Genomic DNA, 24,876 nt, shown 5'->3' with positions numbered 1-24,876 from the left:
TTGCAGGCTTGCATTCAGAGCCGCTGGCGCCATCGCGCGCAATAGTCCTCGAACCCCTCGGCCTGCAGTGGTGTGCGTTGCAGTCCGGGCGCTGCCGTCGCATGCGTTCCCCCAAACAACATGCTCGCGCCCAGGCTGGTCCCGGTCGCGTCACCCGAGGCGCTGACCGGAACACCAGTAAGCCGCGCCAGCGCCTGCCCAAACAGCGCATTGCGTGCCAGCGGGCCCTCAATGACGATCTGCTTGCCGACACCAGCCAGATCCAGACAGGCCTGCGTCACCAGCGCCAGATACAGCGACACCGCCGCCGTCCGCTCGCCGGCGCTCAACTGCTCGGGGCTTTTCGTCCAGCGACCGATCGAGCCGGGGAAGGGCCCCACACCAGCCATGAAACTGGGCAGCGCCTGCACATCCCCCGCAATCACCTTGGCGATATCGGCGGCACTCGGCTCAACCGCCCCCGGCGCCAGCATGTCGAATTCCCGCCCACCCATGAACCGCGCCGTCGGCACGGCGCGCCCGAACGCATCCACATTGGCCAGGCTATCCCGGCCCGCATCCAGATGCGTGGTGTCGCCGCCTACCGTCATCGCAATCACCCACGTCCCCGTCGACAGGATCGTGAACGGCGCCTCATGCGCCCCCAGATGCGGGATCAGCGACGCATTGGAATCATGAATGCCGCACGTCACCGGCGTCGTCTCGGGCAACCCAGTGGCCGCCGCCATCTCGGGTAAAATCGTGCCCAACACCGAGTTGGCTGGCTTCACCGCCGGAAACAGTCCCGCCCAGCCCCGCTCCGCCACCATGCTGGAAAACGCCCCCGTTTGTGGTGCCCACAAATCAGTATGGCACCCAAGCGACGTGACCTCGCTCGCCATCATCCCGGTCAGCCGCCACGCCCAATATTGTGGATACGCCAGTATCGCCGTGACCTCGGCGAACCGCTCTGCAAACACCTGCGACTGCCAGAAAATCTGCGCTCCCAGGTTGAGCCCGTTCGGCAAACGCGGCGACAGGCTCTCGCTGAAGTCCGGCCGTACCTTGCCGTAAGCCACGCTGGTTTCCTCCGGTCCGCCATGCTCGTAGTCCAGCACCGGCATCGCCAGCCGTTCACCCGCCATCAGCGCCCCAGTCGCCCCATGCGTGGTGATCGAAATGCCGTCCACGCCATGCTCGGCGTGGATATCTTTCAGGCTATTGGTGATGAAAGTCGCCAGCCGTTCCACATCGGCGTGCGGATAAAGCCCATCCTGCCGTACTGTGTTCGGCGTGCTCCGCGCCGCCAGTTGGGCGCCGGTTTGCGCATCGATCAGCACCACCTTGGCATTGGTCTTGCCGATATCGATCACGGCGATCAAACGGGGTGCAGTCATGAAAATACTCGACGCTGGATTGGGAACAGCGCGCCAATACCGCACTTTCGCCCGCCGCGCGATAGCTGACATGTTAGCCCCCCGCAACCCAGCCCTGCCGCTGCGGTCTAGCCTCTGCCGCCCAAATCCTGTATTTCGGCCGCATGAACGATGCTTTGACCCTTGGCCGCCGCTTTTCCGTTGCCCCCATGATGGACTGGAGTGACCGCTATTGCCGGTTTCTCCACCGGCAATTGTCGCGCCATGCGTTGCTGTTCACCGAAATGGTCACCAGCGCCGCGATCATGCATGGCGATACCGAGCGCCTTCTGGGTTTCGATCCCGTGGAGCAACCCGTTGCCGTACAATTGGGCGGCTCCGACCCCGCCGAGCTCGCCAAGGCCACCTCCATCGCCAGCGCCTTCGGCTATGCCGAAATCAACCTCAATGTCGGCTGCCCCTCTGACCGCGTGCAGTCCGGTCGCTTCGGCGCCTGCCTGATGGCCGAACCCGAGCTGGTGGCCGAATGCGTTCGCGCTATGCGCGGCGCCACCGATCGCCCCGTTACCGTCAAATGCCGCATCGGCATCGATGACCAGGATACCGAGGAAAGCCTCGATCGCTTTGCCGACGCGATGGTCGCCGCGGGGGCCGACGCGCTCTATGTCCATGCCCGCAAGGCCTGGCTCAAGGGCCTGTCCCCCAAGGAAAACCGCACCATCCCGCCGCTGGATTATGACCGCGTGCATCGCCTCCACGCACGCCTGCCGATCCCGACGATGATCAATGGTGGTATCGAGACCCTGGACCAGGCCGAAACCGAACTGACCCACATGGATGGCGTCATGCTCGGCCGCGCGCCGTATCAAAATCCAATGCTGCTTGCCGAAGTCGATAGCCGCATTTTCGGCGACACATCGGCGCCCGTGACGCTCGACGCCATCATGCACATCATGGCCGATTACGCCGCCCGCGAAATGGCGCGGGGCACCCGCATCAACCAAATCACCCGCCACATGCTGGGTCTCGCCAATGGCCTTCCCGGCGCGCGCCAGTTCCGGCAGATCCTCAGCGTCGAAGCCTGCCGCCCTGGCGCCGGCCCCGAAGTGATCGAATGCGCCCTGGACGCCGTCCAGCGTCAGTCCGTCAGTTCCAGCGAATTGCTGGTCACCGCATAACGCGTCAGCGTTTCCAGGAACGTCATCCCCAACAAGCTCGTATCCAGCGCCCCGGCCTCCGCCACGAAAGCGCGGACGCCTTTGCGCTTGATCCCGCCCACTTCGATCCCATCCAGCGACACCCGCGCCGCTTGCCCGGTGCCATTGGCCGTCGAAACCGGGATGGTGAACGCCAGCGTCGACGTATCGATCCCCGCCGCCTTCGCATCCGCCAGCGTCAACACCACCGCACTGGCGCCGGTGTCGAAAATCATCGGCGTGGAATGCCCGTTGATGTCGGCCATCAGCTCGAAATGCCCGCCCGGACCCCGCCGGAATGTCGCCGTGCTGCGCTCGTCATCGACCACGGCGACGCTCGGCCGCAACTCCCCCGCGACCCGCCCCACCAGCCCATTCAGCTCGTCCCGATAGGCATAGGTCACGCCCGCCAGCGCAAAAATGCCGATCCACAACACCAGGCTCCCCAGCAGTTCCTTCACCCGATGGGACCGCCCGAAGGCACCCCCGGCGAAAATGATGAGGATCAGCACCAGAGGAATGACCTGAGCCGTCTGCATTTGCGTCAGTCCGACCAGGCTGCCGGCGTCCGTGCCAACGATCAGCGCCAGCCCGCATGCAACCAGCAGGGCGATCCCAATGAAAATCATGCTGTAATCGCCCCGTCCTGCGCTCTCGTCTTCATCATAAAGGCACGCGCCGCGGTATTTTCAAGGCGTTAGCTCAAACGAACAGCAACAGCGCCGTCAGCACAGCGATTTCCACCAGCGCGCCCAGAGCCCCGATCAGGTCCCCGGTCTGCCCGCCCACCAGCCGCTTGCACCACGCCGTCCACCCCGCCATGACGCCAACGGCCAGCACCACGGCCACCACCAGCCCCAGCACACTCGTCGCCGGCCCACCCAGCACAAACAGCAGTATCAGCGCCAACACTGCCCCCACCGCAAAATTCCGCACCCGCAACTGCCCCACCGTCGCCGCCGCCCCATCCGTCCGCGCCGGCGGCAGCGCCACCGCCAGCCACAACGCTCCCGACCGTCCGACAATCCCGCTCGCCAACCAGATCGCCGCCGCCGCCAGCGGATTGATCGCCGCGACGCTCCCAATCCCCACCACCCGCAACATGATAAACAGGCACAGCGCGGCCACCCCATAAGTGCCGTGCCGGCTATCCTTCATGATCTCCAGCCGCCGCTCGCGCGTAGTGCCGCCGAACAGCCCATCGGCGCTATCCGCCAGCGCATCCTCGGCCATCCCGCCACCCGCTATCACCGCCGCCCCCACCGCCAGCGCCCCCGCGAAATACGCCGGCAAACCCAACAGAGTCCCCCCAATCAACAACAGCGCCGGCAAAATCCCGATCGCCAAGCTCGCCAGCGGCAGCGCCATCGCAATCCGGTTCAGATCCGGCACCTCATGCGGGCTACCCCCTGTCGGCAACCGCGAGAAAAACCGCAACGCCATGACAAAATCAGCCGCCAGCCCGCCCCCGGGCTTCGCCCCCAGCGGCACATGTGGCTCGCGCACCGCGCTCTCGCCAATGGTCTCCCCGCCCTCGTCGTTCAATTGCTTTTCCCGCCCGATTGCGCCACAAGATCGCACCTTCCTAACACCATCACGCCGGACCTGCCATGTCAGCAAATCTGCACGCCGCCTATGCCGATGTCCTAGAATTGCTGACCATCGTCCCCGATGGCGACGAGGCCGCGGTGGCCGCCGTACGGGCCCGCGATGCCCAGCTGACCAAGCCCGCCGGCTCGCTCGGCCAGCTCGAAAAACTGGTCGAATTCCTCGCCCGCTGGCAGGGCCGCGCCAAGCCGCGCCTCGATAATCCCATGGTCACCATCTTCGCCGGCAATCACGGCGTCACCGATCAGGGCGTCTCGGCCTTCCCGCGCGAAGTCACCGCGCAAATGGTCGCCAATTTCACCAATGGCGGCGCGGCCATCTCGCAAATCTGCGCCCTGCACGAGATCAACCTGCGCGTATTCGAACTTGCCCTCGAACTCCCCACCGGCGACATCACCAAGGAAGCTGCGCTCGACGACAAGATGTGCGCCGCCACCATCGCCTATGGCATGGAGGCGATTGCAGGCAAGCCGGATCTGATCTGCATCGGCGAAATGGGCATCGGCAACACCACCGTCGCCGCCGCCATCTATGCCGCGCTCTATGGCGGCACCGGCGCCGACTGGGTCGGCCGCGGCACCGGCGTCGATGATGCAGGCCTCGCCCGCAAAGCCGACGCCGTCGACCGCGCCTTGGCCTTCCATGGCGATGCCCTCGACCACCCCCTCGCCATCCTGGCTCGCGTCGGCGGCCGCGAAATCGCCGCCATGCTGGGCGCGCTCCTCGCCGCCCGCCACCAGAAAGTCCCAGTCATCATCGACGGCTTCGTCGCCACCTCGGCCGCGGCCATCGCCCACGCCGTCAATCCAGCCGCCATCGACCACTGCATCTTTGCCCACGTCTCGGCCGAAAGCGCCCACGCCCGCGCCCTCGACGCCATGGGCCAGACCGCGCTGCTCGATCTCGGCATGCGGCTAGGGGAGGGCAGCGGCGCCGCCCTGGCCGCCGTTCTCGCCAAAACCGCCCTGCACCTGCACAACAACATGGCCACCTTCGAAAGCGCCGCCGTCAGCGGCAAGGAAGGCTGAAGGTCCTGCCATTGCCTGTCAGCATGCACTGCTAGGCATTTCGCCGCGATCACCAGATCGCCGGGAAAGGACTGCCTATGCAAGATTTGATCCATCGCCTGATCGCGGCAACCAACGCCTTCGACGTCAAAGCCGCGCTGGAGGTGTTTGCGCCCGATGCGGTGATCGATGACGTTTCTGTCGGCCAAACGTTTGCAGGCTCGGCTGGTGTCCGCCGATATCTCGAACAATTCTTCGTCGGCTACCACACCGTCAGCAAGGTGCTCTCGATCGATTCACATGGCGAAAACCAGGCACTGGTTCGCCTCGATTTCAGCGGTGATTTCGGCCAAGAGACTGGCCGCCTGGATGTCACCACCAATGCCGACGGGCTGATCGCCGCCATCGACGCCGACCTCGATTAGGCCCTAACCCGCTTCCGAGAAAATCTCCAACCGGTTCCGCTTCTCCACCACCGGCGCCAGCGCATCCATCACCCGCGCCCGCGGGAACGTGCCGATGACTTCGGTGCCAAAGCGCAGTTTCGAGAACAGGTCGAACCGGCCCTGATGCAGGTCCATGATTTTCTGCACGATCGGCAGGCCCAAGCCCGCGCCCTGTTCGGCGGTCTTCTGCGCCAATGAGCCCTGGCCGAACGACGATAGCACCGTGGCGATTTCGTCCTCGGGAATGCCCGGGCCATTGTCCTTGACCGAAACCATCTGCCCGCCATCGACGCTGCGCGTCACCATCAGCGTGACCTTGCCATGCTGCGGCGTAAACTTGATGGCGTTGGACAACAGGTTCAGCACCACCTGGCGAATGGCGCGCTCATCGCCCCACAGTTTTGGCAGGTTATTGCCGAAGGTATAGACCAGCTCGATCCCCTTGGACTTGGCGCGCAGTTCCATCATGCGGCGGCAGTCCTCGGCGATATCGACCAGCGACACCACTTCCTCGTTCAACTCATACTTGCCCGCCTCGATGCGGCTAAGATCGAGCAGTTCGTTGATCAGGTTCAGCAGATGCTGGCCGCTGGAGTGAATGTCGCCCGCATATTCCTTGTATTGCGGCACGTGGTGGGGCCCCAGCAGTTCCGATTTCAGCACTTCGGAAAAGCCGATAATGGCGTTGAGCGGCGTACGCAGCTCATGGCTCATGGTGGCGAGAAACTGCGATTTGGCGATGTTGGCCTGCTCGGCATGGCGCCGCGCCTCGTCCGACATGTGCCGGGCTTCTTCCAGCTCGCTGATCAGGGAGTCTTTTTCCGACTGGTGGGTGATGGTTTCCAGCTCGGACGCATGCAACTGCCGCGCCAGGTAGACGAAGAAGATTTCCCCGAAAATGGCAACGGCGCCGAGGGTATAGTTCAGCGTGCCGCCCAGTGCGATCAGGTTGATCGATGCCGTCAGCGTGACCGGCAGCGTGCTCATCAGGGTCGCGGGGGGCAGCGTATTGGTGGCTACCGCATTGGCGGCGACGCCGACCAGCACCATGGCGAACATCACGGGCGTCAGCTCGGCCGGATCCGCCACCAACGTGAACAGCGCCAGCAGCGACCATGCCAGCCCATAAACGGTTTCGCCGAACACGAAGCTGGTCGTCCACTGACCGGCATTGAATTTGGATGGATCGCTCGATTTGAACCGCTGCGCCATCAGCACCAGCGTCAACAGGCTGATCAGCACCATCCCGGCCCAGAGCGCGGTGAAGATCGCCGGCACCCAAAAGCTGGAAACGAATGCCAGGATGCCCACGATCACGGCGATCGGCAGGGCCGATGCCAGGCGCGAGCTGGCATAATCGTGCATCAGCTCGAAATCATAGGAAGCGCGCGTGCCTGAGCTGGACGTCAGGCGCTGGCGCGCGTCGAGCACGGTTTTGTTGGCGCTGCGCTTGCTGTCCCGTCCCATCAGGGAACGGACGTCCGCATCGATGTCAGCCGGCTGGGACGGCATCAAACTCTTACTCGTTACTAAAAGCCGCGAACAGGGTACGCATTCGCACGGGATATCAAAATCAGCTCGGGTCGAAACGGTGGAAGCGCGAACCCCGCCATTTGCAGCCGGGCACCACCGGAATATCGGCAGACCTTGGGCTGGTGAATAAACACTAGCGATGCGTAGTTAACGGGCGGTGAAGTGCGGCTATCAAACCTCATGCACGGGCGACCTTTTCGTGGCCGTTTTGGCGCTGTGCTGGCGATTCTGATTTTGGCGGCCTGCGCGCTGCTGGTTGATCGGCTCACGCCTGCCGAGCCGCCGGTTTCCGGCCGCGCCCGGATCAGCGACGGCGACAGCTTTCACCTGGGCGACGAGCGTATTCGACTGCTGGGCATCGACGCGCCCGAGCTCGACCAAACCTGCGCCGATGCCCAGGGCCGCGACTGGACCTGCGGCCGCACGGCGCGTGAAAAGCTGGTCGCGCTCGTCGCCGGAAAGTCACCGCTCTGCCAACCGCATGGGCATGATCGCTTCGGGCGCATCCTCGCCGCCTGCAGCGTCAATGGTCACGATCTGGGCGCCCAAATGGTCGAGGCGGGCCTCGCCATCTCCTCCGATGATTACGGCCACGAGGAGAGCGCCGCACGCAATGCCAAGCGCGGCCTCTGGGCCGGCACGTTCGATTCCCCGCGCACCTGGCGCGACCGGCATGGGCGCGAAGCTGAAACCAATGCCGGCTGGGACTGGCTGCCGCGCTTCTAAGGACGCGGCGAAGGGGCAGTATCGGTTCCTCCACCCCCCACCACCGTAATCACCTGGCTTGTCCCGGTGATCCATCTTACGCCACTCACCAGAAAGCTGCGTTGCCCGGACAAGCCGGCGATAACGGTGAGGAGGGGATCTCGCCTTACGACGCTTCTAAGAAAGGCTTAACAAAACAGCCTGGCTTTGCATTTGCGCGTTTCACGCAAGATTATTGCGCGCAAACGGGAGATGTGGCACTCATTAAGAAAATTGACGAAGATTTCGCGCTAATGCCGAAATCTGATTTCGGGGGCATGATGGCGCTGGACAAGATAGATCGCAAGATTCTCACACTGCTGCAGAAGGATGCCACCATGCCGGTGGCCGAAATCGGCCGCAAAGTCGGCCTGTCCACCACGCCATGCTGGCGCCGCATCCAGAAGATGGAAGAAGACGGTGTCATCAAGCGCCGCGTCGCTGTCCTGGATCCGGCCAAGGTCAATGCCGGCGTCACCGTGTTCGTTTCCGTCAAGACCAACGAACACAGCGAAGGCTGGCTGCGCAAGTTCGCGACGGTCGTTGAGGATTTCCCCGAGGTGGTCGAATTCTATCGCATGAGCGGCGACGTGGACTACCTGCTGCGCATCGTCGTGCCCGATATCGGCGCCTATGACAGCTTTTACAAAAAGCTGATCGCCAAGATCGCGCTGACGGATGTCAGTTCGTCCTTCGCCATGGAGCAGATCAAGTACACCACGGCCCTGCCGCTCGATTACGCCCTCATCACCGACGACGACAAATGACCGAACTGCTTGGCTTCGAACATATCGGCATGACGTCGGGCGATCTCGATCGCACCATCGCCTTCTATTGCGGCCTGCTTGGCTTCAAACTGGTCTTGCGCAAGCCGCAGATCAAAGGTGAGGCCGCGTTCCTCGACGCCGGCGGCGGCATGCTCGAAGTCTTCGCGCCCGGCGCCGTCGATCCGGCCCGCGATGTGCCGCCGCACGAAGCCGGGGTTCGCCACCTCACCTTTGCCTTTACCGACATTGGCATCATGATCGAAAAGCTGGCCGCCGCCGGCGTCGAAATCATCGAACAGCCGCGCATCGCGCACAACAAGGAGATGTTCAAACGCGTCTCCTTCGTCCGCGACCCTGACGGCATCATCGTCGAACTCGTGGAACGCGCCGACGGCAGGTGAGGGGGCTACTGCTGGTTTTGCGGCAGGCCGTCGGCAATGTCGTAATAGTCGCCCTTGTCGGCCACGAAGATATGCATTGAGAGTTTCGTGTTGGTCGGCGTATCGAATACGCCCATCGAGATGCCGAGCCGGTCGGCAGGGATCACATCAAAGAACAGCGACGACCCGCAGACCGAGCAAAACCCGCGCCGCACTATCTCCGACGACTGAAACCAGGTCAGCTTGTCCTCGCCCGTCATGGTGACAGCCGAGCGCGGCACATCGGTGCCAGCCTCAAAATGTCCCGTATGCTTGCGGCACTTGGTGCAATGACAGGCCGTCGGCGGCGACAGCTCGCCCTCAACCTCGAAGCGGATGGCGCCGCATAGACATGATCCCTTGTGCATCGTCTCCGCCGCCAATTCAGTTACCCCCCGGTCACCGACATATGCCGCCCTAGCGCCGGCTGCGGCCGCGCCCGGTCGATGACGAAATCATGCCCCTTGGGCTTGAGCAGCATGGCGCGATCCAGCGCGGCATCAAGCCCGTCCATCCCCTCGTCACGCAAGGCGTCGCGCAGGTTGACCTGATCGTCCTGGCCCAGGCACATGAACAACTGCCCCGTCGCCGTCAGCCGAACACGATTGCAGCTCTCGCAGAAATTATGGCTCATCGGTGTGATGAAGCCGAGCACGCCGCCGGTCTCGGCCACCCGCACATAGCGCGCCGGCCCGCCGGTGCGCTGGTCGAGCTTTTCCAGCGTGTAGCGTTGCGCCAGCCGGTCATGCAGTTCCTTAAGCGGCAGATAGCTATCGACCCGGTCGATCCCGACCTCGCCCAGCGGCATGCCCTCGATCAGCGTCAAGCCCATCCCGCGCCCATGGGCCCAGGCCATCATCGGCTCGATTTCGTCGTCGTTGACACCGGCCATCGCCACCATGTTGATCTTGACCGCCAGGCCCGCCGCCTGCGCCGCGTCGATGCCCGCCATTACGTCGGCCAACCGTCCGCGCCTTGTAATGGCCGCAAAACGGTCACTATCTAGGGTGTCGAGCGACACGTTCAGCCGGCGCACTCCTGCGTCAGCAAGAAATCCAGCATGCTTGCTCAATTGGCTGCCATTGGTGGTGATGGTCAGCTCATCCAGCCCATGCCCGATATGCCGCCCCAGCGAGCGCACCAGATCGAGGATATCTTTTCGCACCAGCGGCTCGCCGCCGGTCAATCTTATCTTGTTGACCCCGCGCGCCACGAACGCGGTCGCGATGGTCTCGATTTCCTCAAACGACAACACGTCCTTCTTGGGCAGGAAGGTCATGTTTTCCGCCATGCAATACACACAGCGAAAATCGCAGCGGTCGGTCACCGAAATGCGAAGATAGGAAATATGCCGTCCGTAGCGATCGACAAGCGGTCTGGTGGTCGGCGCAATACTGGCGGCGGAGAGGTTCATGGCCTAAATCTAGCCCTCGCCACGCAATTTTCAAAGCTATAAGCAACATAAAAAAAGCCAGCCCGAAGGCTGGCCTTTTCAATTATTCGGCACCGTCTAGTGGTGCACGACCACCAGCGCGCCGACCTTGACACGATCATAGAGGTCGATCACGTCTTCATTGGTCAGGCGAATGCAGCCCGAGGAGACGGCCTGGCCGATCGACCAGGGTTCCGAGGTGCCGTGCAGGCGATAGAGCGTCGAGCCGATATACATGGCGCGGGCGCCAAGCGGGTTGTCGGGGCCACCAGGCATGTATGCGGGCAAATCCGGAACGCGCTTGCGCATCTGTGCCGGCGGGGTCCAGCCCGGCCACTCCGCCTTGCGGCTCACGCGATGGGTGCCGGACCAGGTAAAGCCGTCACGGCCGACGCCGATGCCATAGCGCAGGGCGCGGCCATCGCCGAGCACGAAATACAGGCGCCGCTCTGCGGTTTCGACGATGATCGAGCCCGGAGCATAAGTGCCGTCATAGGCGACTTCTTCGCGCGGAATGGCGCTACGGCCATGGCCGCGCTGGGCAACCACAGCAGGTTCTTCCCAGGTATTGGTATCGGCGTTGTAGACACGCGCCGCCATCGACGGCGTAACAAGAGCGAAGGATAGAAGTATCGACAGCGCGACCGCTATCGTGGATTTCAACTTGGACATTGCCGACTTTGCCTCTGACAGTTGAACAAGCCGCAACGATTCGGGCCGCTCAAGAATTTGTGTTGCATACGCGGTTCGATCAATAGCGGGAAGGGAAATGCCGTTTTTCCGCCACAGTCTGGTTAGCTTCCCCAAATTGTGTTGCCGCCAAGTTACAATCTCCGTTCACTAATGCGTGATGCCTGGGTTGACACGGCCTCGGCGCAACGCCATGACGGCCCGAAATGGCAGCGGGGATAAGTCGGTGAGCGAAGCACTGAAGCGGCAAGCGGCGGCAATGGCGCTCAATGATATCCGCTCCGGAATGCGCCTGGGGCTGGGTACCGGATCCACAGCCAGGCATTTTGTCGACTTGCTGGGCGAAAAAGTTGCTGCAGGGTTTGAATGCCTCTGCGTGCCGACCTCCGAAGTTACCGCTGCCCAGGCGCGTTCCCTCAATATTCCGCTGACCGATCTGGATACCATCGATCGTCTGGACGTCACCGTTGATGGCGCCGACGAAATCGATCCAGGCCTGAACCTGATCAAAGGCGCCGGCGGCGCGCTGCTGCGCGAAAAAATCGTTGCCGCCTCTTCCGACATGATGATCGTGATCGCCGATGCCTCCAAGCTGGTCGAGACGCTGGGACGCTTCCCGCTGCCGATCGAGGTCAACCGCTTCGCGCTCGGCGCCACGCGGCGCTCGCTTGAGGCCGTTTTAGCCCAGCATGGCGCAGAGGGCGGCCTGCGACTACGGCAGACGGCCGCGGGCGACAGCTATGTCACCGATGGTGGGCACTTGATCCTGGATGCATTTTTTGGCCGCATTTCGCAGCCAGAAGCGCTGTCTCGCGCATTGCTGGACGTTCCCGGCGTGGTGCAGCACGGGCTGTTCCTCAACATGTGCAAAAAGGCTTATGTGGCAACGGCGGATGGCGTAAGAACCATTCTGAGTGAACACTGATCCAGAGCATGGCTCTGGACAAATGGGGTATTGCAGGATGACGGGTGTTTTGACGCGCGCCAAGGCGCTGTTCGCAGTGGTGCTGAGCGCAACGATTATTGCGCTGGCGGTGCCGGCGATCGCGCAGGAAGTGCCGCCCGAGCAGTTGGCGCTGGCGCGTAAATACGTGGACCTGACCGACAAGTCGGCGATCTATGAGACGACCCTGGTCGAAACTGCCGTCCAGACGATGAAGCAGATCATCCAGCAAAATCCGGAGATTTCGGACCAGACCAACGATGCCATCTCCAAGGTTCTGGAAGAATACAAGGGCCACAAGGGCGACCTGCTCGATCAGTTCGCCCGCGTCTATGCCATCCGCTTCTCGATGGAAGAACTGCAGCAGATCGTCGATTTCTATTCGTCGCCCACCGGCATGAAGCTGGCGCAGGGCAATTCCGAGATCAATACCGATCTGCAGCGCGTGATGCAGGTCTTCAGCGGCAATGTTAAGCAGGAATTCTTCGCCAAGGTGCGCTCCGAACTGCGCTCCAAGGGCGTCGCCATCTAGGCGCCTTACCGCTGACGAGACCCTGGACCCCGCCTTGTGCGGGGTCTTTTTTTATGCGATGCGCCACCCAATGTAAGGCGTCCCTGCAGGAGTTCTCCCCATGAGTGATGGCTATGATTTGGTCGTGATCGGCGCCGGTTCCGGCGGCGTTCGCGCAGCGCGCATGGCCGCAACCTATGGGGCGCGCGTTGCTATCGTCGAGGAGTTCCGCGTTGGCGGCACCTGCGTTATCCGCGGTTGCGTGCCCAAGAAGCTTTACGTCTATGCGGCGCGTTTCACCGAACTGTTCGACGTTGCCCAAAGCTTTGGCTGGCAGGTCGATGCCAAGTTCGATTGGCCAACCCTGGTGGCCAATAAAGAAAAAGAGATCACCCGGCTGGAGCAGGCCTACACGGCCAATCTGGAAAAGCCCGGCGTCGAGATCATTCGCGACCGCGCCGTGGTGACCGGCCCGAATTCGGTGCACATGGTCAATGGCAAGCGCGACCTGCAGGCCAAAACCATCCTGATCGCTACGGGCGCGCAGCCGTCCATTCCGGCGATCCCCGGGGCCGAGCTTGGCATCAGCTCCAATGAAGCGTTCGATCTGCCTGCATTGCCTCATTCGATCCTGATCGAGGGCGGCGGTTACATCGCGGTGGAATTCGCTACCATCTTTGCCGGGCTTGGTGTCGATACCACCATCATCTACCGCGGCGACTGCATCCTGCGAGGGTTCGATGACGACATGCGCCGTGGGCTGGAAGCGGGATTGCAGGATCGTGGCATCAAGCTGATCTACCAGACCACCATCAAGTCGCTGGCCAAGGTTGGGAGCGATATCGCCGCGACCTTCAGCGACGGCGTCGTCGCGCCCTACGGCGCCGTGATGTTCGCCACCGGCCGCGTGCCGAACGTCAAGCATCTGGGGCTGGAAACGGCCGGCGTTAAGTTGACGCCGGCGGGCGCCATCGCCGTCGATGGCTATTCGCAAAGCTCGTGCCCCTCGATTTACGCGGTAGGCGATGTGACCGGGCGTGCCGCGCTGACCCCAGTGGCGATCCGCGAGGGCTGGTACTTTGCCGAGACGGTGTTTAACAACAATCCCATGATGGTGGATCACTCACAGATCCCCACCGCGGTGTTCTCCGATCCTGAAATCGGCGTCATTGGCCTGACCGAGCCCGAAGCCGCCACCCATGGCGATATCGACGTCTATGTCGCCCGCTTCCGTCCGATGATGAATACACTCTCCACCAAGACCGAGCGCACCATTCTCAAGCTCATCGTCGGCGCCAATGGTGGCAAGGTGCTGGGCGTTCAAATCCTGGGGCCGGGCGCCGCCGAGATGATCCAACTCGTCGCTATCCCGATAGGCATGGGCGCCACCAAGGCCGATTTCGATCGTGCCATGGCGCTGCATCCCACCGCTGCCGAGGAACTGGTGACCTTCAAGGAGCAGACCTACACCTATCGCAATGGGGCCAAAGTCTAGGCCGGATTGCCCTTGGCATGGGCGTCCGGCCTTGATAGACCGCCCGCACTGGCCCGCGGGCCACTTTGAACGGCGTAAGCGAGGCGTAAGATGAGCAACTGGACCCCGGCAAGCTGGCGCGACAAGCCCATTTCGCAGGTCCCGGCCTATCCGGACCTTGCAGCGCTGCAAGAGGCCGAACGCCAGCTGTCGACCTTCCCGCCATTGGTGTTTGCCGGCGAAGCGCGCGATCTCAAGACCCGGCTGGCGGCCGTGTCCCGTGGTGAGGCGTTCCTGCTGCAGGGCGGCGATTGCGCCGAAAGCTTTGCTGAACACGGCGCCGATCACATCCGTGACTTCTTCCGCGTCTTCCTGCAAATGGCGGTGGTGCTGACCCATGGGGCGTCCAAGCCCGTGGTCAAGGTCGGCCGCGTCGCGGGCCAGTTCGCCAAGCCGCGCTCGTCCGATACGGAAATCATCGATGGCGTCGAGCTGCCCAGCTATCGCGGCGACATCATCAATGCCATCGAGTTCAATGAAAAGGCCCGCGTGCCCGATCCCGATCGCATGCTGCAAGCCTATCGCCAGTCCGCTGCCACGCTCAACCTGCTGCGCGCCTTCGCCTATGGCGGCTATGCCGAACTGACGCGCATCCACGAATGGACCGTTGGGTTCATGAAAGGAAGCAACTGGAACACGCGCTACGAGGAAGTGGCGCGCAAGATCGACGACGCCATCACCTTCATGGCGGCGCTTGGCCTCAACCCCGACAACACTCCCGCATTGCGCCAGACCAGCTTCTTCACCAGCCACGAAGCCCTGCTGCTTGGCTATGAAGAGGCTCTGACCCGCCGCGACAGCATCACCAACGACTGGTATGCCACCTCCGGCCACATGATCTGGATCGGCGACCGCACGCGCCAGCCCGACGCGGCTCATGTCGAATATTTCGCCGGCATCAAGAATCCTATCGGCATCAAGTGCGGTCCGTCCCTGGGCAGCGACGACCTGCTGCGCCTGCTCGACCGGCTCAACCCACAAGACGAGGCCGGTCGCATCACCCTGATCGCCCGTTTCGGCTCCGACAAGATCAACGAGCATCTGCCGCGCCTGATCGAGACCGTGCAGAAGGCCGGCCGCACCGTGGTGTGGTGCTCCGATCCAATGCACGGCAACACCATCAAGGCCTCCAACGGCTACAAGACCCGCCCCTTTGACCGCGTGCTGTCTGAGGTTGGCTCGTTCTTCGAAATCCATCGTCAGCTCGGCACCTATGCGGGCGGCGTGCATATCGAGATGACTGGCGACGATGTTACCGAATGCGTTGGCGGCATGTCGGCGGTCACCGAGGCTTCGCTGTCGGACCGCTATCACACCTATTGCGACCCGCGCCTCAATGCCAGCCAGGCCCTGGAACTGGCCTTCCTCGTCGCCGAGGAAGTCGGCCACCAGCAGCCCGCGCGGCCGCGGCTGGCCGCGGGCGAATAAAGCCCACGAGCCATCGAACTCTCCGCTAGGCCGCGCGTTCCCTCAACGGTGCGGTTCTCATTGATGTGATGCGGTGCCACTGTGTTTATGAGGCCCGAGTCCATCAATGCCGAAATCCTTATTCCCCGCGGCCTCTCCCGACACGCGCGCTCGGCTCGAGCAAAGCCCGACGCTCAAGCTGGTCAATGACTTCGACTGGACGTCGACCCCCCTTGGCCCAATCCCCGAATGGCCCGACAGCCTGAGGGGCGCCGTTCGCGTCATCATGGCTGCCTCCAGTCCCATGGTGATCCTGGCCGGCGCCCGCGGTACCCTGATTTACAACGATGCCTATGCCGATTTCGCTGGGGATCGACATCCTGAGATCTTTGGCATGGCAGCCGAAGCCGCCTGGCCGGAAGTTTCAGACTTCAACCGCGACAAGATCGAGATGGGCTTCCGCGGGGAAGCGGTGACGCTGCGCAATCAGGAACTGACGCTGGATCGGCATGGACAGCTCGAAACGGCGTGGATGGACCTGCAATATAGTCCGATCTATGGCGATGACGGGCTAGCCATCGGGACATTTTGCGTCGTTCATGAGACCACTGATGGCGTGCTCGCCGAACGCGCCTTGGCGCGGAGCGAGGAGCGGCTGTCGTTGGCGCTGGGCGGCTCCAACATCGTGGGCACCTGGGATTGGGACGTGCCGAACAATGTGGTTACGGCCGACGACCGCTTCGCGCTGATGTTTGGCATTGATCCGCTGCGCGCCGGCCTTGGCGTCGCGATCGAGCAATTCGTCGGCGCCATCCATCCCGAAGATCAACAACGGGTAACCGAAGAGATCAACACCGCGCTGGCCACGGGTGCCGATTACCATTCCGAATATCGCCTGCGAGGCGCTGACGATGTCATTCGCTATGTCGTCGCCTCCGGCCGGCCACGGCTGGATGCCGAGGGCAGGGCGGTTCGGTTCCCCGGCGTGGTGGTCGACATAACCGATCAACGCCGCATAGCTGAAGCCCTGACTGAGAGCGAACTGCGCTTCCGCACGCTGGCCGACACCATGCCGCAAATGGTGTGGTCGACCCTGCCGGATGGCTTTCACGACTATTACAACGCGCGCTGGTACGAATTTACCGGCGTCCCAGTCGGCTCGACCGATGGCGAGGGCTGGAATGGCATGTTCCATCCCGATGACCAGGAGCGCGCATGGGCAGCATGGAACCACTCCCTGACAACGGGCGAGCCCTACCAGATCGAATATCGCCTGCGTAATCGTTCCGGTGAATATCGCTGGACGCTCGGACTTGCCCTGCCGATACGCGACAGCGAGGGCACTATCGTGCGCTGGTTTGGAACCTGCACCGATATCCATGCCACCAAGTTGGCCGCCGAGGAGCGCGAGCTGGTGGCCCAGGAACTCAGCCACCGCATCAAGAATATCTTCGCCGTGCTAACCGGCATCATCGCCCTGTCGGCGCGCAGCCAGCCCGAAATCAAGCCCTTTGCCGATCAGCTGCGTCAGCGGATATTTGCATTGGCCGAAGCCCATGATTTCGTCCGGCCACATAGTCAGCAGTCCCAGCCCGGTGAAACCCAGACTTCGCTGCGGGCCCTGATCGGGCGATTGCTGATGCCCTATAGCCAAGACGAGCAACCGCGCTTCCAATTCCTGGGCGAAGATGCCGAGATCGACGAGGGCGCGGCTACGCCTCTGGCCTTGCTGGTGCATGAACTGGCGACCAATGCCTCCAAATACGGCGCGCTGTCGACGCCGGAAGGTCGTATCGTGCTGACCGGCGCACGCAACGAGGATCGCTATCATCTGTCCTGGAAAGAAATCGGCGGCCCGGCTATTGCCGCGGGTGACTTACCGGAAGGGTTTGGCTCGCGCGTTATCTCGCTGAGTGTCGAAGGGCAGTTGCGGGGCCGGCTTGAGCGGATTTGGGAGGCGGATGGGCTGCGTGTCGAGGCAGTACTTCCGCTCGAAGCACTGCGCCGCCCGGCCAAGCTACAGGGTGGGCAAGCGGGCTAGGCCTCGGCGACTACAGACCCGTTGCCGCCGAACAACTGCAGCCGGCGCGGCGGATGCCCATCACCATCGCGGCGATGCGTAACGACGAAATCCAATGCCTGCTTGAGTTCGCGATCAGTAACCGGCTTCGGCAACACGCCCAGCGTACCAGGTATGCCGTCGCCGAGTTGCGCCGGATTGGCCGTCATGAACAGCACGGTCACGCCATGCGTCTGCGCCAGTATGCGGCCGATGGCAATGCCGGTGGGGCCATCTTGCAGGTTGAGGTCGACCAGGGCGATGTCTGTATCAGGCGCCAAACTCAAAGCGGTGCGCCGATCCGCCGCGATTCCGACCGGCTCGTGCCCGAGTTCGGCGATCACCTGCTCGATCTCGGCGGCGACAAAAATCTCGTCCTCAACCACGAGTATTCTATAGCTCATAGCACTCTACCTTCAGTAGGTCTTCGTCTTACGGTAGAGGCCAAACTCGTCACCGTCCGATCAGTTGCCTCATGGCAGCCATTCAACGAGTTTTGCACAACTTCCTGATCGGCGCCGGCCGACAGAACCCCAGTAACGTCCTGATATCGCGCGTTTAGCGGAACATTAACCCTAATGGTCCATAAATTTTACTCTAGGCCGGGAAGGCTAATTGTACGGGAGTTTTCATCATGCCCCGCTCGCTGAGTTGCTTATGCGCGATCGCTGCATTGGGTGTCGTCACGCCATCGCTGGCGGCCGACTACAACGACTATCCCGATCTGAGGCCTGCCTATCCCGATAGCTGGGAGAACAGCGCCGACAACCCGCTGCATTTCGAGGCGGGCGTGCGCTATTGGTATTCCATCGGCCAGCAGAAAATGGCGATCGGGCCGAACACGCAGACCGTCGATACCAAGACCCATTCGGGCGAAGCCTTCGTGCGCATCGACGACGACAGCACCAGCACGTTCGTTGAAGCCACGGCGGGCTATGGCATTGCCCATGAGGGGACCTACTCCAATAATGGCGGGGCCGATTTCACCATGCCGGCTGCACGGCTGGGCTATGTCGGCACCGATTTCGGCTGGCTGCCGTTTGGCGATCCCAAGAGCGGATTTGGCCTGGGTGCGGTGGTTGGCTATCAGTACACCAATGACAGCCCCGATACTGGTCGCGCCAACTTCACCACCGCCAAGTCGGCGGCGGATATCAGCTGGTCGCCAACCACCGGCAACTGGAGCGTCGGCGGCGACAGCGAGATCAACAATTTCGAGATTCATGAGGCCAAGATTGGCTTGGCCGCGCGGGCCGATATGGGCGCGTTCGACCTGACCGGCGAGGCGACCGTTACGCCATACGCTTGGGTGCATGGCACCTATGGCGCTGCCGTCACGGGCCCTCAGGGGCCGTTTGGCGGCGGGCCCGGTGGTATAACGGAACTGCAGGCTTCCGCAGCGCAGATCAACGGCTATGCCTATGGCGTCGGCGGCAAGATGTTGGTGGGGTTCCATCCGACCGACAATCTGACGCTCAGGGTTGGCGGACGCGCGTCCTATCTGCAAGGGGCGTATGACGCGACCTATGATAAGGTCGTGGTCAACGGACCAGCCGGCGCTGGGCCCTATACGGATCCAACGCTGTCGCGGCAGCGATATATCGTCAACAATAATCCATTCTCGATGTTCCGTTACGGCGCTCTGGTCGAAATCTCCGGCCGCTTCTAGCGCGTCCCAGCCATGCCGTTGTCCGCTTGCCCTTGCCGGGGCGAGCGGATAAGTCTTGCGCGCATTCGGGCAGGCACCCACATGCGGCAATTCAACTAGCCAACGGGCTTTTCCAAATTGACAGACCGCCTCCGCATTGCGCTCGCGCAGCTCAATCCCAAGGTCGGCGCGCTGGCCGCCAATCTGAACCTCGCCCGCAAGGCTTTGGCCGATGCCGAAGCGGCCGGCGCCGATATCCTGATGTTCTCCGAGCTGTTCCTGACCGGCTATTTCCCCGACGACTTGCTGTTCAAGCCGCAATTCGTCGCCGATGCTATTGCCGCGGCCCATGAACTGGTCGCCGCCACCGCCAATTCTCAGGTATCGCTGATCCTGCCGACCATCTGGCAGGACAATGGTGGGCTGCACAACGCCGTCATCGTTGCCGAGCACGGCGCGATCATCGCGACGCGGCTCAAGCGCGAATTGCCCAATACCGACGTGTTCTATGAGCGTCGCTATTTCGAGCCCGGCCCGCTGGCGCATCCGGTGACCATCAAGGGCGTCTCCATCGGCATCCCGATCTGCGAAGATATCTGGCACCAGTGGGTGTGCGAACATCTGGTGCGCGAGGGTGCGGAAATCCTGCTCTGCCCCAATGGCTCGCCGTATTGGAAAGACAAGCAGAGCACGCGCTACAAGCTGGTTCGCGCCCGCGTCGAGGAAGACGACGTGCCGATGCTGTATCTCAACCAGGTTGGCGGGCAGGACGAACTGGTGTTCGACGGCGCCTCCTTCGGCATGGAGCCCGGGAACCGGATCGTGTTCCAGGGCAATTCCTTCGCCGAGGATTTCATCGTCTCTGACTGGGAACGGCGCGACGATCGATGGACCTGTGTGCAGGGTGAGGTCAAGGCGCTAACCTCGATCGACGAAGCTCCATGGCGCGCTGGCGTTCTCGGACTGCGCGACTATGTTCATAAGACCGGTTTCAAGCAGGTCGTGCTCGGCCTGTCGGGCGGCATCGATAGCGCCGTTGTTGCCGCTATGGCAGTGGATGCGTTCGGAGCCGACAACGTCCACTGCATCATGCTGCCCTATCGCTACACGTCCGAGGCCAGCCTGACCGACGCCAAGGACTGCGCAGAACGCCTGGGCGTGCGCTACGATGTCGTCGCCATCGGCGAGCCGGTCGACAATGCGCTGCATGAACTGGCGCCCATTTTTGGTAACCGCCCGGTCGACTTGGCCGAGGAGAACATCCAGTCCCGCATGCGCGGCGTCTACCTGATGGCCGTCTCCAACAAGCTGGGCTCGATGCTGCTGACCACTGGCAACAAGTCCGAGATGGCCGTCGGCTACGCAACCATCTATGGCGACATGAACGGCGGCTACAATCCGCTCAAGGACATGCTGAAAATGCAGGTCTATGCGCTGGCCGACTGGCGCAACAAGCATATGCCCGGCGATTGCCTCGGGCCGGAAGGCGAAATCATTCCGCAGGCGATCATCGACAAGGCCCCCAGCGCCGAACTGCGCCCGGACCAGAAGGATCAGGACAGCCTGCCACCCTATCCGGTGCTTGACGCGATCATCGAGGCCATGGTGGAGCAGGAATTGTCCATCGGCGAGATCGTCGCCAAGGGGTTCGATCTGGCGCTGGTGCAGCGCATCGAGCGGCTGGTCAATATCGCCGAATACAAGCGCCGCCAGTCCGCGCCGGGCCCCAAGCTGACTGCCAAGGCCTTCGGCCTGGGCCGTCGCTATCCGATCACCAATGGCTATCGCGACGGGACCAAGGGATGACCATTGTCCGCTACGCCCCATCACCGACCGGCCGCATCCACCTCGGCAATGCCCGCCCGGCGCTGCTGAATTGGTTCTTCGCCCGCGCCCACGGCGGCCAGTACGTGCTGCGCATGGACGACACGGACCTAGCCCGCTCGACCCGCGAATCCGCCGACGGTATCGAGCTCGACCTGGCCTGGCTCGGCATCACGCCCTCAATGCTGGTGCGTCAGTCCGAACGCACGGCGCTTTACGATGCGGCGGTGGCAAAACTCAAGGCCTCCGGCCGGCTCTATCCCGCCTACGAGACGGAGGGTGAACTCGACCGTCGCCGCAAACGCGCCCGGGCGCTTGGCAAGCCGCCGATCTATGACCGTGCCGCGCTCAACCTGACCGACGCCGACCGCGCCAAACTAGAAGCCGAAGGTCGCAAACCGCATTGGCGCTTCAGGCTCGACGGCAAGCCGGTGCAATTCGATGATCTCATCAAGGGCCCGCAGACGGTCAATACCGCTTCCATGTCCGACCCGGTTCTGGTGCGTGGCGATGGCAGCTATCTCTATACGCTGCCCTCGGTGGTCGACGATATCGATCTTGCCATCACCCATGTGATCCGTGGCGAGGACCACGTGTCCAATACCGGCACGCAGATCGAGATATTCGAGGCGCTCGGTGGCGCCGTGCCGCAGTTCGCCCACCACAACCTTTTGACCGATGCCGAAGGGCAGGGCTTCTCCAAGCGCCTCGGCTCGCTCTCGATCAGCGATTTGCGCGACCAGGGTTATGAGGCCATCGCCGTCGCCATCATGGCCACTCTCACGGGCACCGCGCTCCCGATCGAAGCCTATACCTCGCTCGACGAGATTGCCCAGAAGCTCGCCTTCTCCGCCATTTCGCATGGTCCCGCCCGCTTCGATCCCGCCGAACTCGACAGCCTCAATGCCCGCATCCTGCACGCGATGAGCTACGAGACCGCACGGCCGCGGCTGGCCAAGCTCGGCCTTGAAGGCGAGGACCTGTGGCTGCTGCTGCGCAACAATCTCGCCAAGTTCGATGACGTCGCCGAATGGGCCAAGCTGATCACTGGCCCGGTCGCCTCGGTGATTGCCGACGAGGACCGCGAATTCATCGCCATCGCCCGCGACCTGCTGCCTGCCGAGCCTTGGTCGCTCGACACCTGGGCTCAGTGGACCGACGCGCTCAAGACTGCGACAGGGCGCAAGGGCAAAACCCTGTTCCTGCCGCTGCGCATGGCGCTGACCGGCCGTCACGATGGGCCCGAACTTAAGAGCCTGCTCCCGCTGGTTGGGCGTAAGGCGTGTCTGGACCGACTACTCTGACAACTTTGTTGCCGAACTGCACCAGCCGCATTTCGCTATCGGCGTTCTGAACCACCGGCTTGACGGCGGGCGCTTCGCCCGGCCCGGGTGGGCGCGGCCGGGGCAGGGGGATATCCAGCATCGCCACCGTCGCGGCCGGAACCGGAACCTCCGCTGGCGTCACTGTCTCGACGGGCATCGGCCGTCGTGGATCGCGCATCGGCAGCGGAAAATTGGCATCCCCCACAGCCACGATACTGCGTGTTTCTCCGTCTGGCGCGTCCACGCTGGTGATCGACCCGCCCGCCGGTTTGGTACTGCAGGTGCTCGTGGTATCGATCGCCTCGCGATACGCAAATGCGCTCGGCAGGGCCGTATAGGGCGCCCCCGCCATATTGCGCATCTGCTCGGTGTCCTGCCCCGGATTGTCGTAGTAATAGAGATCGACCGGCGTGTTGGGACACTGCGAATGGCACATGGCCGCGTCATTGGGCAGGTATTCCTGCAGCGTCGAATAACTGATCGGCCAGAAATAGCCGTCGGTTATGCGCACACAGACGGTGCGCACCGTGGAGCCGCCGGAGCCCCAATAGCCCCCGTCTTCCATCATCTGGCCATCACTGAAATCGCCTTCGGTCGTGCTGCCGAAAATGCGGTCGAACACGCTCTGGCGATCAGTGGTCATGGTGGCGCTGGAACCCTGATCGGCGCCGCAACCGAACCGCGCCAGTTCCTGCAGGATGCCTTCGCGCTGCTGGGCGACCGCATTGGCAGTATTAACCGACTGGTTCACATTGGCCGCCTGCTCGCGCAGCCGCAGCACATCACGACCCATCTGCTGGCATTGCCGCGATAACACGCGGCCGGCCTTGGCGTCGGCATTACAGCCATTGCGAATGTAGGAGCTTTCGGCGTCCTGCACCTGCTGTTGCAGCCCGCGCGCATTGCCCGAATTGCTCTGCATGTTCTGGAAATCGCTATTGCGATCGAACTGGCGCAGCGTCGCCTGCAGCCGCGAGCAACTGGAGGATTGGGCATAGGCGTCGTTGGCGTCCAGTCCGACGCAAACCATGGCGACCAGCAGGGCCGCCAGGGCCCGCCAGCCATTTCGAGCGATCGTCACCATCAATTCCCGTCTGTTCGCCGCAAAGCCAACTCGCCATAAAGGAGGGGCGAGTCACTATGCAACAGTATAGTCCCCGCGGCGCTGTCGTGATAGCACCGCTCCTGTCACACCCCCGCGACGAGGCCTGGCCGCATGAAATTTGCAACACTTCGCAATGGCCGTCCCGATGGCCAACTCGTCGTGGTTTCGACCGATCTGCAGCGCTACGTCTCGGCCGGCCGGATCGCACCGACCCTGCAAGCGGTACTGGATGACTGGGATTCGCTGACCCCGGCGCTGGGCGCCCTGGGTGCGCAACTCGACGCCGGCGCCATTTCCGGCCAGCCATTCGATCCCGCGCTGGCCATGGCGCCATTGCCGCGGGCCTATCAGTGGATCGACGGCGCCGGCTATATGGGCCATCTGGAACGCGTCCGCTCGCTGCAGGGCAGTATCGATACGGCGCTGCAATCGACGCGGCCGCTGCTCTATCAGGGCGGCTCCGATTCCCTCTCCGGGCCGACCTATCCCATCATCATTCCCGAAGATGGACTGGCGCTGGATTTCGAAGCCGAGGTCGCCGTGATCCTCGGCCACGTGCCGATGCGCGCCACCCGCGAACAGGCCGCCGCCGCCATCCGACTGCTTACGGTCTGCAACGATGTTTCGCTGCGCCGGCTGGTGGCCGACGACCTGCAGAATGGGTTCGGCTTTTTCCACGCCAAGCCATCGACCAGTTTTGCGCCCATCGTCATCACACCCGATGCCTTGATCGGCAGCTGGCGCGACAGCCGCCTGCATTTGCCGGTGCGGATCACCGTCAACGACGCGCTTTATGGCCAACCCAATGCCGGCGTTGATGTTCACTTCGATTTCCCCACGCTGATCGCCGAAGCCGCCCGCACCCGCACGCTGGCGGCGGGCACCATTATCGGCTCGGGCACCATCGCCAACCATCATGACGAAAGCCTGCCGATCAAGCGCGATGGCATCGGTTTCGGCTGCATTGCCGAGGCGCGCACCGTCGAAAAAATCAAGTATGGCAAGGCGCGGACGCCGTTTCTCAAGCCCGGCGATATCGTGCGCATCGGCGCCGTGGGAGCGGATGGCCAGACCGTGTTCGGCGATATCGAGCAGCGCGTCGCCCTGCTAACGCGCTGATTGTTCGATAACATTGCTGTGTGCAGGGTTGGGCCGTCATACAAGCCGTGCAACTCTATTTTCGTATCGCCTCCAAAGCGATTGGGCGACACGCGAGTGCCGCCCTTTTTTGCCTTTCGATTTGCGCTTGATTTTCGTCGACCCTCCGGCCAAGTTGGCGCCATGAAGACCCTTCGCGTTAATCCCATTAACGGCTGCATTATT

At 62.7% G+C, this 24,876-nt stretch carries 24 protein-coding genes; 15 read left to right on the top strand and 9 right to left on the bottom strand.

Translation table 11 applies throughout. The annotated features are described in order from the left end of the window. Nucleotides 1-14 precede the first annotated feature (14 nt). Nucleotides 15-1,376 carry an FGGY-family carbohydrate kinase gene (locus ABIB57_RS03090; RefSeq protein ID WP_354038364.1) on the bottom strand — a complete coding sequence of 454 codons (1,362 nt, stop codon included), beginning with the start codon at nucleotides 1,374-1,376 and terminating at the stop codon, nucleotides 15-17. A 143-nt stretch (nucleotides 1,377-1,519) separates the two neighbouring features. On the opposite strand from ABIB57_RS03090, the gene dusA reads away from it, so the two are divergent. Continuing rightward, on the top strand, nucleotides 1,520-2,533 hold the full coding sequence (gene dusA, locus ABIB57_RS03085; protein ID WP_354038363.1) for a tRNA dihydrouridine(20/20a) synthase DusA: 1,014 nt from the start codon (nucleotides 1,520-1,522) through the stop codon (nucleotides 2,531-2,533). On the opposite strand, the gene ABIB57_RS03080 is transcribed toward dusA, so the two are convergent. Together ABIB57_RS03080 and ABIB57_RS03075 are read right to left on the bottom strand one after the other, a co-directional pair. Continuing rightward, a complete protein-coding gene (locus ABIB57_RS03080; RefSeq protein WP_354038362.1) occupies nucleotides 2,494-3,180 on the bottom strand; it encodes a retropepsin-like aspartic protease family protein in 687 nt (228 codons plus the stop codon). The genes dusA and ABIB57_RS03080 overlap by 40 nt on opposite strands. Nucleotides 3,181-3,253: 73 nt before the next feature. Next, nucleotides 3,254-4,096 carry an adenosylcobinamide-GDP ribazoletransferase gene (locus ABIB57_RS03075; protein ID WP_354038361.1) on the bottom strand — a complete coding sequence of 281 codons (843 nt, stop codon included), beginning with the start codon at nucleotides 4,094-4,096 and terminating at the stop codon, nucleotides 3,254-3,256. 65 nt (nucleotides 4,097-4,161) lie between these two features. On the opposite strand from ABIB57_RS03075, the gene cobT reads away from it, so the two are divergent. Together cobT and ABIB57_RS03065 are read left to right on the top strand one after the other, a co-directional pair. Next, nucleotides 4,162-5,187: a nicotinate-nucleotide--dimethylbenzimidazole phosphoribosyltransferase gene (gene cobT / locus ABIB57_RS03070; protein ID WP_354038360.1), complete on the top strand. Its 1,026-nt coding sequence runs from the start codon at nucleotides 4,162-4,164 to the stop codon at nucleotides 5,185-5,187. 77 nt (nucleotides 5,188-5,264) lie between these two features. Further along, the gene (locus tag ABIB57_RS03065; protein WP_354038359.1) at nucleotides 5,265-5,591 is read left to right on the top strand and encodes a nuclear transport factor 2 family protein; all 327 of its coding nucleotides are present in this window, start codon (nucleotides 5,265-5,267) and stop codon (nucleotides 5,589-5,591) included. Nucleotides 5,592-5,594: 3 nt separating this feature from the next. Here the strand turns inward: ABIB57_RS03065 and ABIB57_RS03060 are convergent, their stop codons facing one another. Continuing rightward, the gene (locus ABIB57_RS03060) at nucleotides 5,595-7,124 is read right to left on the bottom strand and encodes a sensor histidine kinase (RefSeq protein ID WP_354038756.1); all 1,530 of its coding nucleotides are present in this window, start codon (nucleotides 7,122-7,124) and stop codon (nucleotides 5,595-5,597) included. A gap of 201 nt (nucleotides 7,125-7,325) precedes the next feature. On the opposite strand from ABIB57_RS03060, the gene ABIB57_RS03055 reads away from it, so the two are divergent. The 3 genes from ABIB57_RS03055 (at nucleotide 7,326) to ABIB57_RS03045 (ending at nucleotide 9,057) form a co-directional block, all read left to right on the top strand. Continuing rightward, nucleotides 7,326-7,871 (top strand): thermonuclease family protein, encoded by a 546-nt coding sequence (locus tag ABIB57_RS03055; protein WP_354038358.1) that lies wholly within the window; start codon nucleotides 7,326-7,328, stop codon nucleotides 7,869-7,871. Between the two features lie 305 nt (nucleotides 7,872-8,176). Then, the gene (locus ABIB57_RS03050; protein ID WP_299730360.1) at nucleotides 8,177-8,656 is read left to right on the top strand and encodes an Lrp/AsnC family transcriptional regulator; all 480 of its coding nucleotides are present in this window, start codon (nucleotides 8,177-8,179) and stop codon (nucleotides 8,654-8,656) included. Next, a complete protein-coding gene (locus ABIB57_RS03045; protein WP_354038357.1) occupies nucleotides 8,653-9,057 on the top strand; it encodes a VOC family protein in 405 nt (134 codons plus the stop codon). Before ABIB57_RS03050 ends, ABIB57_RS03045 begins: the two co-directional genes overlap by 4 nt. Before the next feature lie 5 nt (nucleotides 9,058-9,062). Here the strand turns inward: ABIB57_RS03045 and ABIB57_RS03040 are convergent, their stop codons facing one another. The 3 genes from ABIB57_RS03040 to ABIB57_RS03030 all read right to left on the bottom strand — a co-directional run bounded on the left by ABIB57_RS03040 (nucleotide 9,063) and on the right by ABIB57_RS03030 (nucleotide 11,179). After that, on the bottom strand, nucleotides 9,063-9,443 hold the full coding sequence (locus tag ABIB57_RS03040; RefSeq protein ID WP_354038356.1) for a GFA family protein: 381 nt from the start codon (nucleotides 9,441-9,443) through the stop codon (nucleotides 9,063-9,065). Nucleotides 9,444-9,463: 20 nt separating this feature from the next. Continuing rightward, nucleotides 9,464-10,489: a GTP 3',8-cyclase MoaA gene (gene moaA / locus ABIB57_RS03035; RefSeq protein WP_354038355.1), complete on the bottom strand. Its 1,026-nt coding sequence runs from the start codon at nucleotides 10,487-10,489 to the stop codon at nucleotides 9,464-9,466. A gap of 96 nt (nucleotides 10,490-10,585) precedes the next feature. Continuing rightward, on the bottom strand, nucleotides 10,586-11,179 hold the full coding sequence (locus ABIB57_RS03030) for a L,D-transpeptidase (protein ID WP_354038354.1): 594 nt from the start codon (nucleotides 11,177-11,179) through the stop codon (nucleotides 10,586-10,588). 211 nt (nucleotides 11,180-11,390) lie between these two features. On the opposite strand from ABIB57_RS03030, the gene rpiA reads away from it, so the two are divergent. The 5 genes from rpiA (at nucleotide 11,391) to ABIB57_RS03005 (ending at nucleotide 17,633) form a co-directional block, all read left to right on the top strand. Then, the gene (gene rpiA / locus ABIB57_RS03025; RefSeq protein WP_354038353.1) at nucleotides 11,391-12,122 is read left to right on the top strand and encodes a ribose-5-phosphate isomerase RpiA; all 732 of its coding nucleotides are present in this window, start codon (nucleotides 11,391-11,393) and stop codon (nucleotides 12,120-12,122) included. Nucleotides 12,123-12,159: 37 nt separating this feature from the next. Continuing rightward, a complete protein-coding gene (locus ABIB57_RS03020) occupies nucleotides 12,160-12,672 on the top strand; it encodes a DUF2059 domain-containing protein (RefSeq protein ID WP_354038352.1) in 513 nt (170 codons plus the stop codon). Nucleotides 12,673-12,772: 100 nt separating this feature from the next. Beyond that, the gene (gene gor, locus ABIB57_RS03015) at nucleotides 12,773-14,146 is read left to right on the top strand and encodes a glutathione-disulfide reductase (RefSeq protein WP_354038351.1); all 1,374 of its coding nucleotides are present in this window, start codon (nucleotides 12,773-12,775) and stop codon (nucleotides 14,144-14,146) included. 90 nt (nucleotides 14,147-14,236) lie between these two features. After that, nucleotides 14,237-15,613: a class II 3-deoxy-7-phosphoheptulonate synthase gene (locus tag ABIB57_RS03010; protein WP_354038350.1), complete on the top strand. Its 1,377-nt coding sequence runs from the start codon at nucleotides 14,237-14,239 to the stop codon at nucleotides 15,611-15,613. Between the two features lie 106 nt (nucleotides 15,614-15,719). Beyond that, on the top strand, nucleotides 15,720-17,633 hold the full coding sequence (locus ABIB57_RS03005; RefSeq protein ID WP_354038349.1) for a PAS domain-containing HWE histidine kinase family protein: 1,914 nt from the start codon (nucleotides 15,720-15,722) through the stop codon (nucleotides 17,631-17,633). Here the strand turns inward: ABIB57_RS03005 and ABIB57_RS03000 are convergent. Further along, on the bottom strand, nucleotides 17,630-18,055 hold the full coding sequence (locus tag ABIB57_RS03000; RefSeq protein ID WP_354038348.1) for a response regulator: 426 nt from the start codon (nucleotides 18,053-18,055) through the stop codon (nucleotides 17,630-17,632). The two genes, ABIB57_RS03005 and ABIB57_RS03000, sit on opposite strands and share 4 nt — an antisense overlap. Before the next feature lie 230 nt (nucleotides 18,056-18,285). On the opposite strand from ABIB57_RS03000, the gene ABIB57_RS02995 reads away from it, so the two are divergent. From ABIB57_RS02995 to gltX, 3 genes are all read left to right on the top strand, one after another. Continuing rightward, a complete protein-coding gene (locus ABIB57_RS02995) occupies nucleotides 18,286-19,320 on the top strand; it encodes a hypothetical protein (RefSeq protein ID WP_354038347.1) in 1,035 nt (344 codons plus the stop codon). Nucleotides 19,321-19,437: 117 nt separating this feature from the next. Then, the gene (locus ABIB57_RS02990; RefSeq protein ID WP_354038346.1) at nucleotides 19,438-21,105 is read left to right on the top strand and encodes an NAD+ synthase; all 1,668 of its coding nucleotides are present in this window, start codon (nucleotides 19,438-19,440) and stop codon (nucleotides 21,103-21,105) included. Then, nucleotides 21,102-22,427 (top strand): glutamate--tRNA ligase, encoded by a 1,326-nt coding sequence (gltX, locus tag ABIB57_RS02985; RefSeq protein ID WP_354038345.1) that lies wholly within the window; start codon nucleotides 21,102-21,104, stop codon nucleotides 22,425-22,427. The genes ABIB57_RS02990 and gltX overlap by 4 nt, the downstream gene beginning before the upstream one ends. Here the strand turns inward: gltX and ABIB57_RS02980 are convergent. Then, a complete protein-coding gene (locus tag ABIB57_RS02980) occupies nucleotides 22,372-23,529 on the bottom strand; it encodes a DUF2865 domain-containing protein (RefSeq protein ID WP_354038344.1) in 1,158 nt (385 codons plus the stop codon). The two genes, gltX and ABIB57_RS02980, sit on opposite strands and share 56 nt — an antisense overlap. A gap of 135 nt (nucleotides 23,530-23,664) precedes the next feature. Here ABIB57_RS02980 and ABIB57_RS02975 point away from each other — a divergent pair, with 135 nt between their 5' ends. Beyond that, nucleotides 23,665-24,672 (top strand): fumarylacetoacetate hydrolase family protein, encoded by a 1,008-nt coding sequence (locus tag ABIB57_RS02975; protein WP_354038343.1) that lies wholly within the window; start codon nucleotides 23,665-23,667, stop codon nucleotides 24,670-24,672. Nucleotides 24,673-24,876 lie beyond the last annotated feature (204 nt).

Origin of the sequence: Devosia sp. UYZn731, from assembly GCF_040546795.1 — a bacterium.
Taxonomy (GTDB): domain Bacteria; phylum Pseudomonadota; class Alphaproteobacteria; order Rhizobiales; family Devosiaceae; genus Devosia.
Note: the sequence above shows the minus strand (reverse complement) of the source record. Positions and strands in the feature narration are given on the sequence as shown.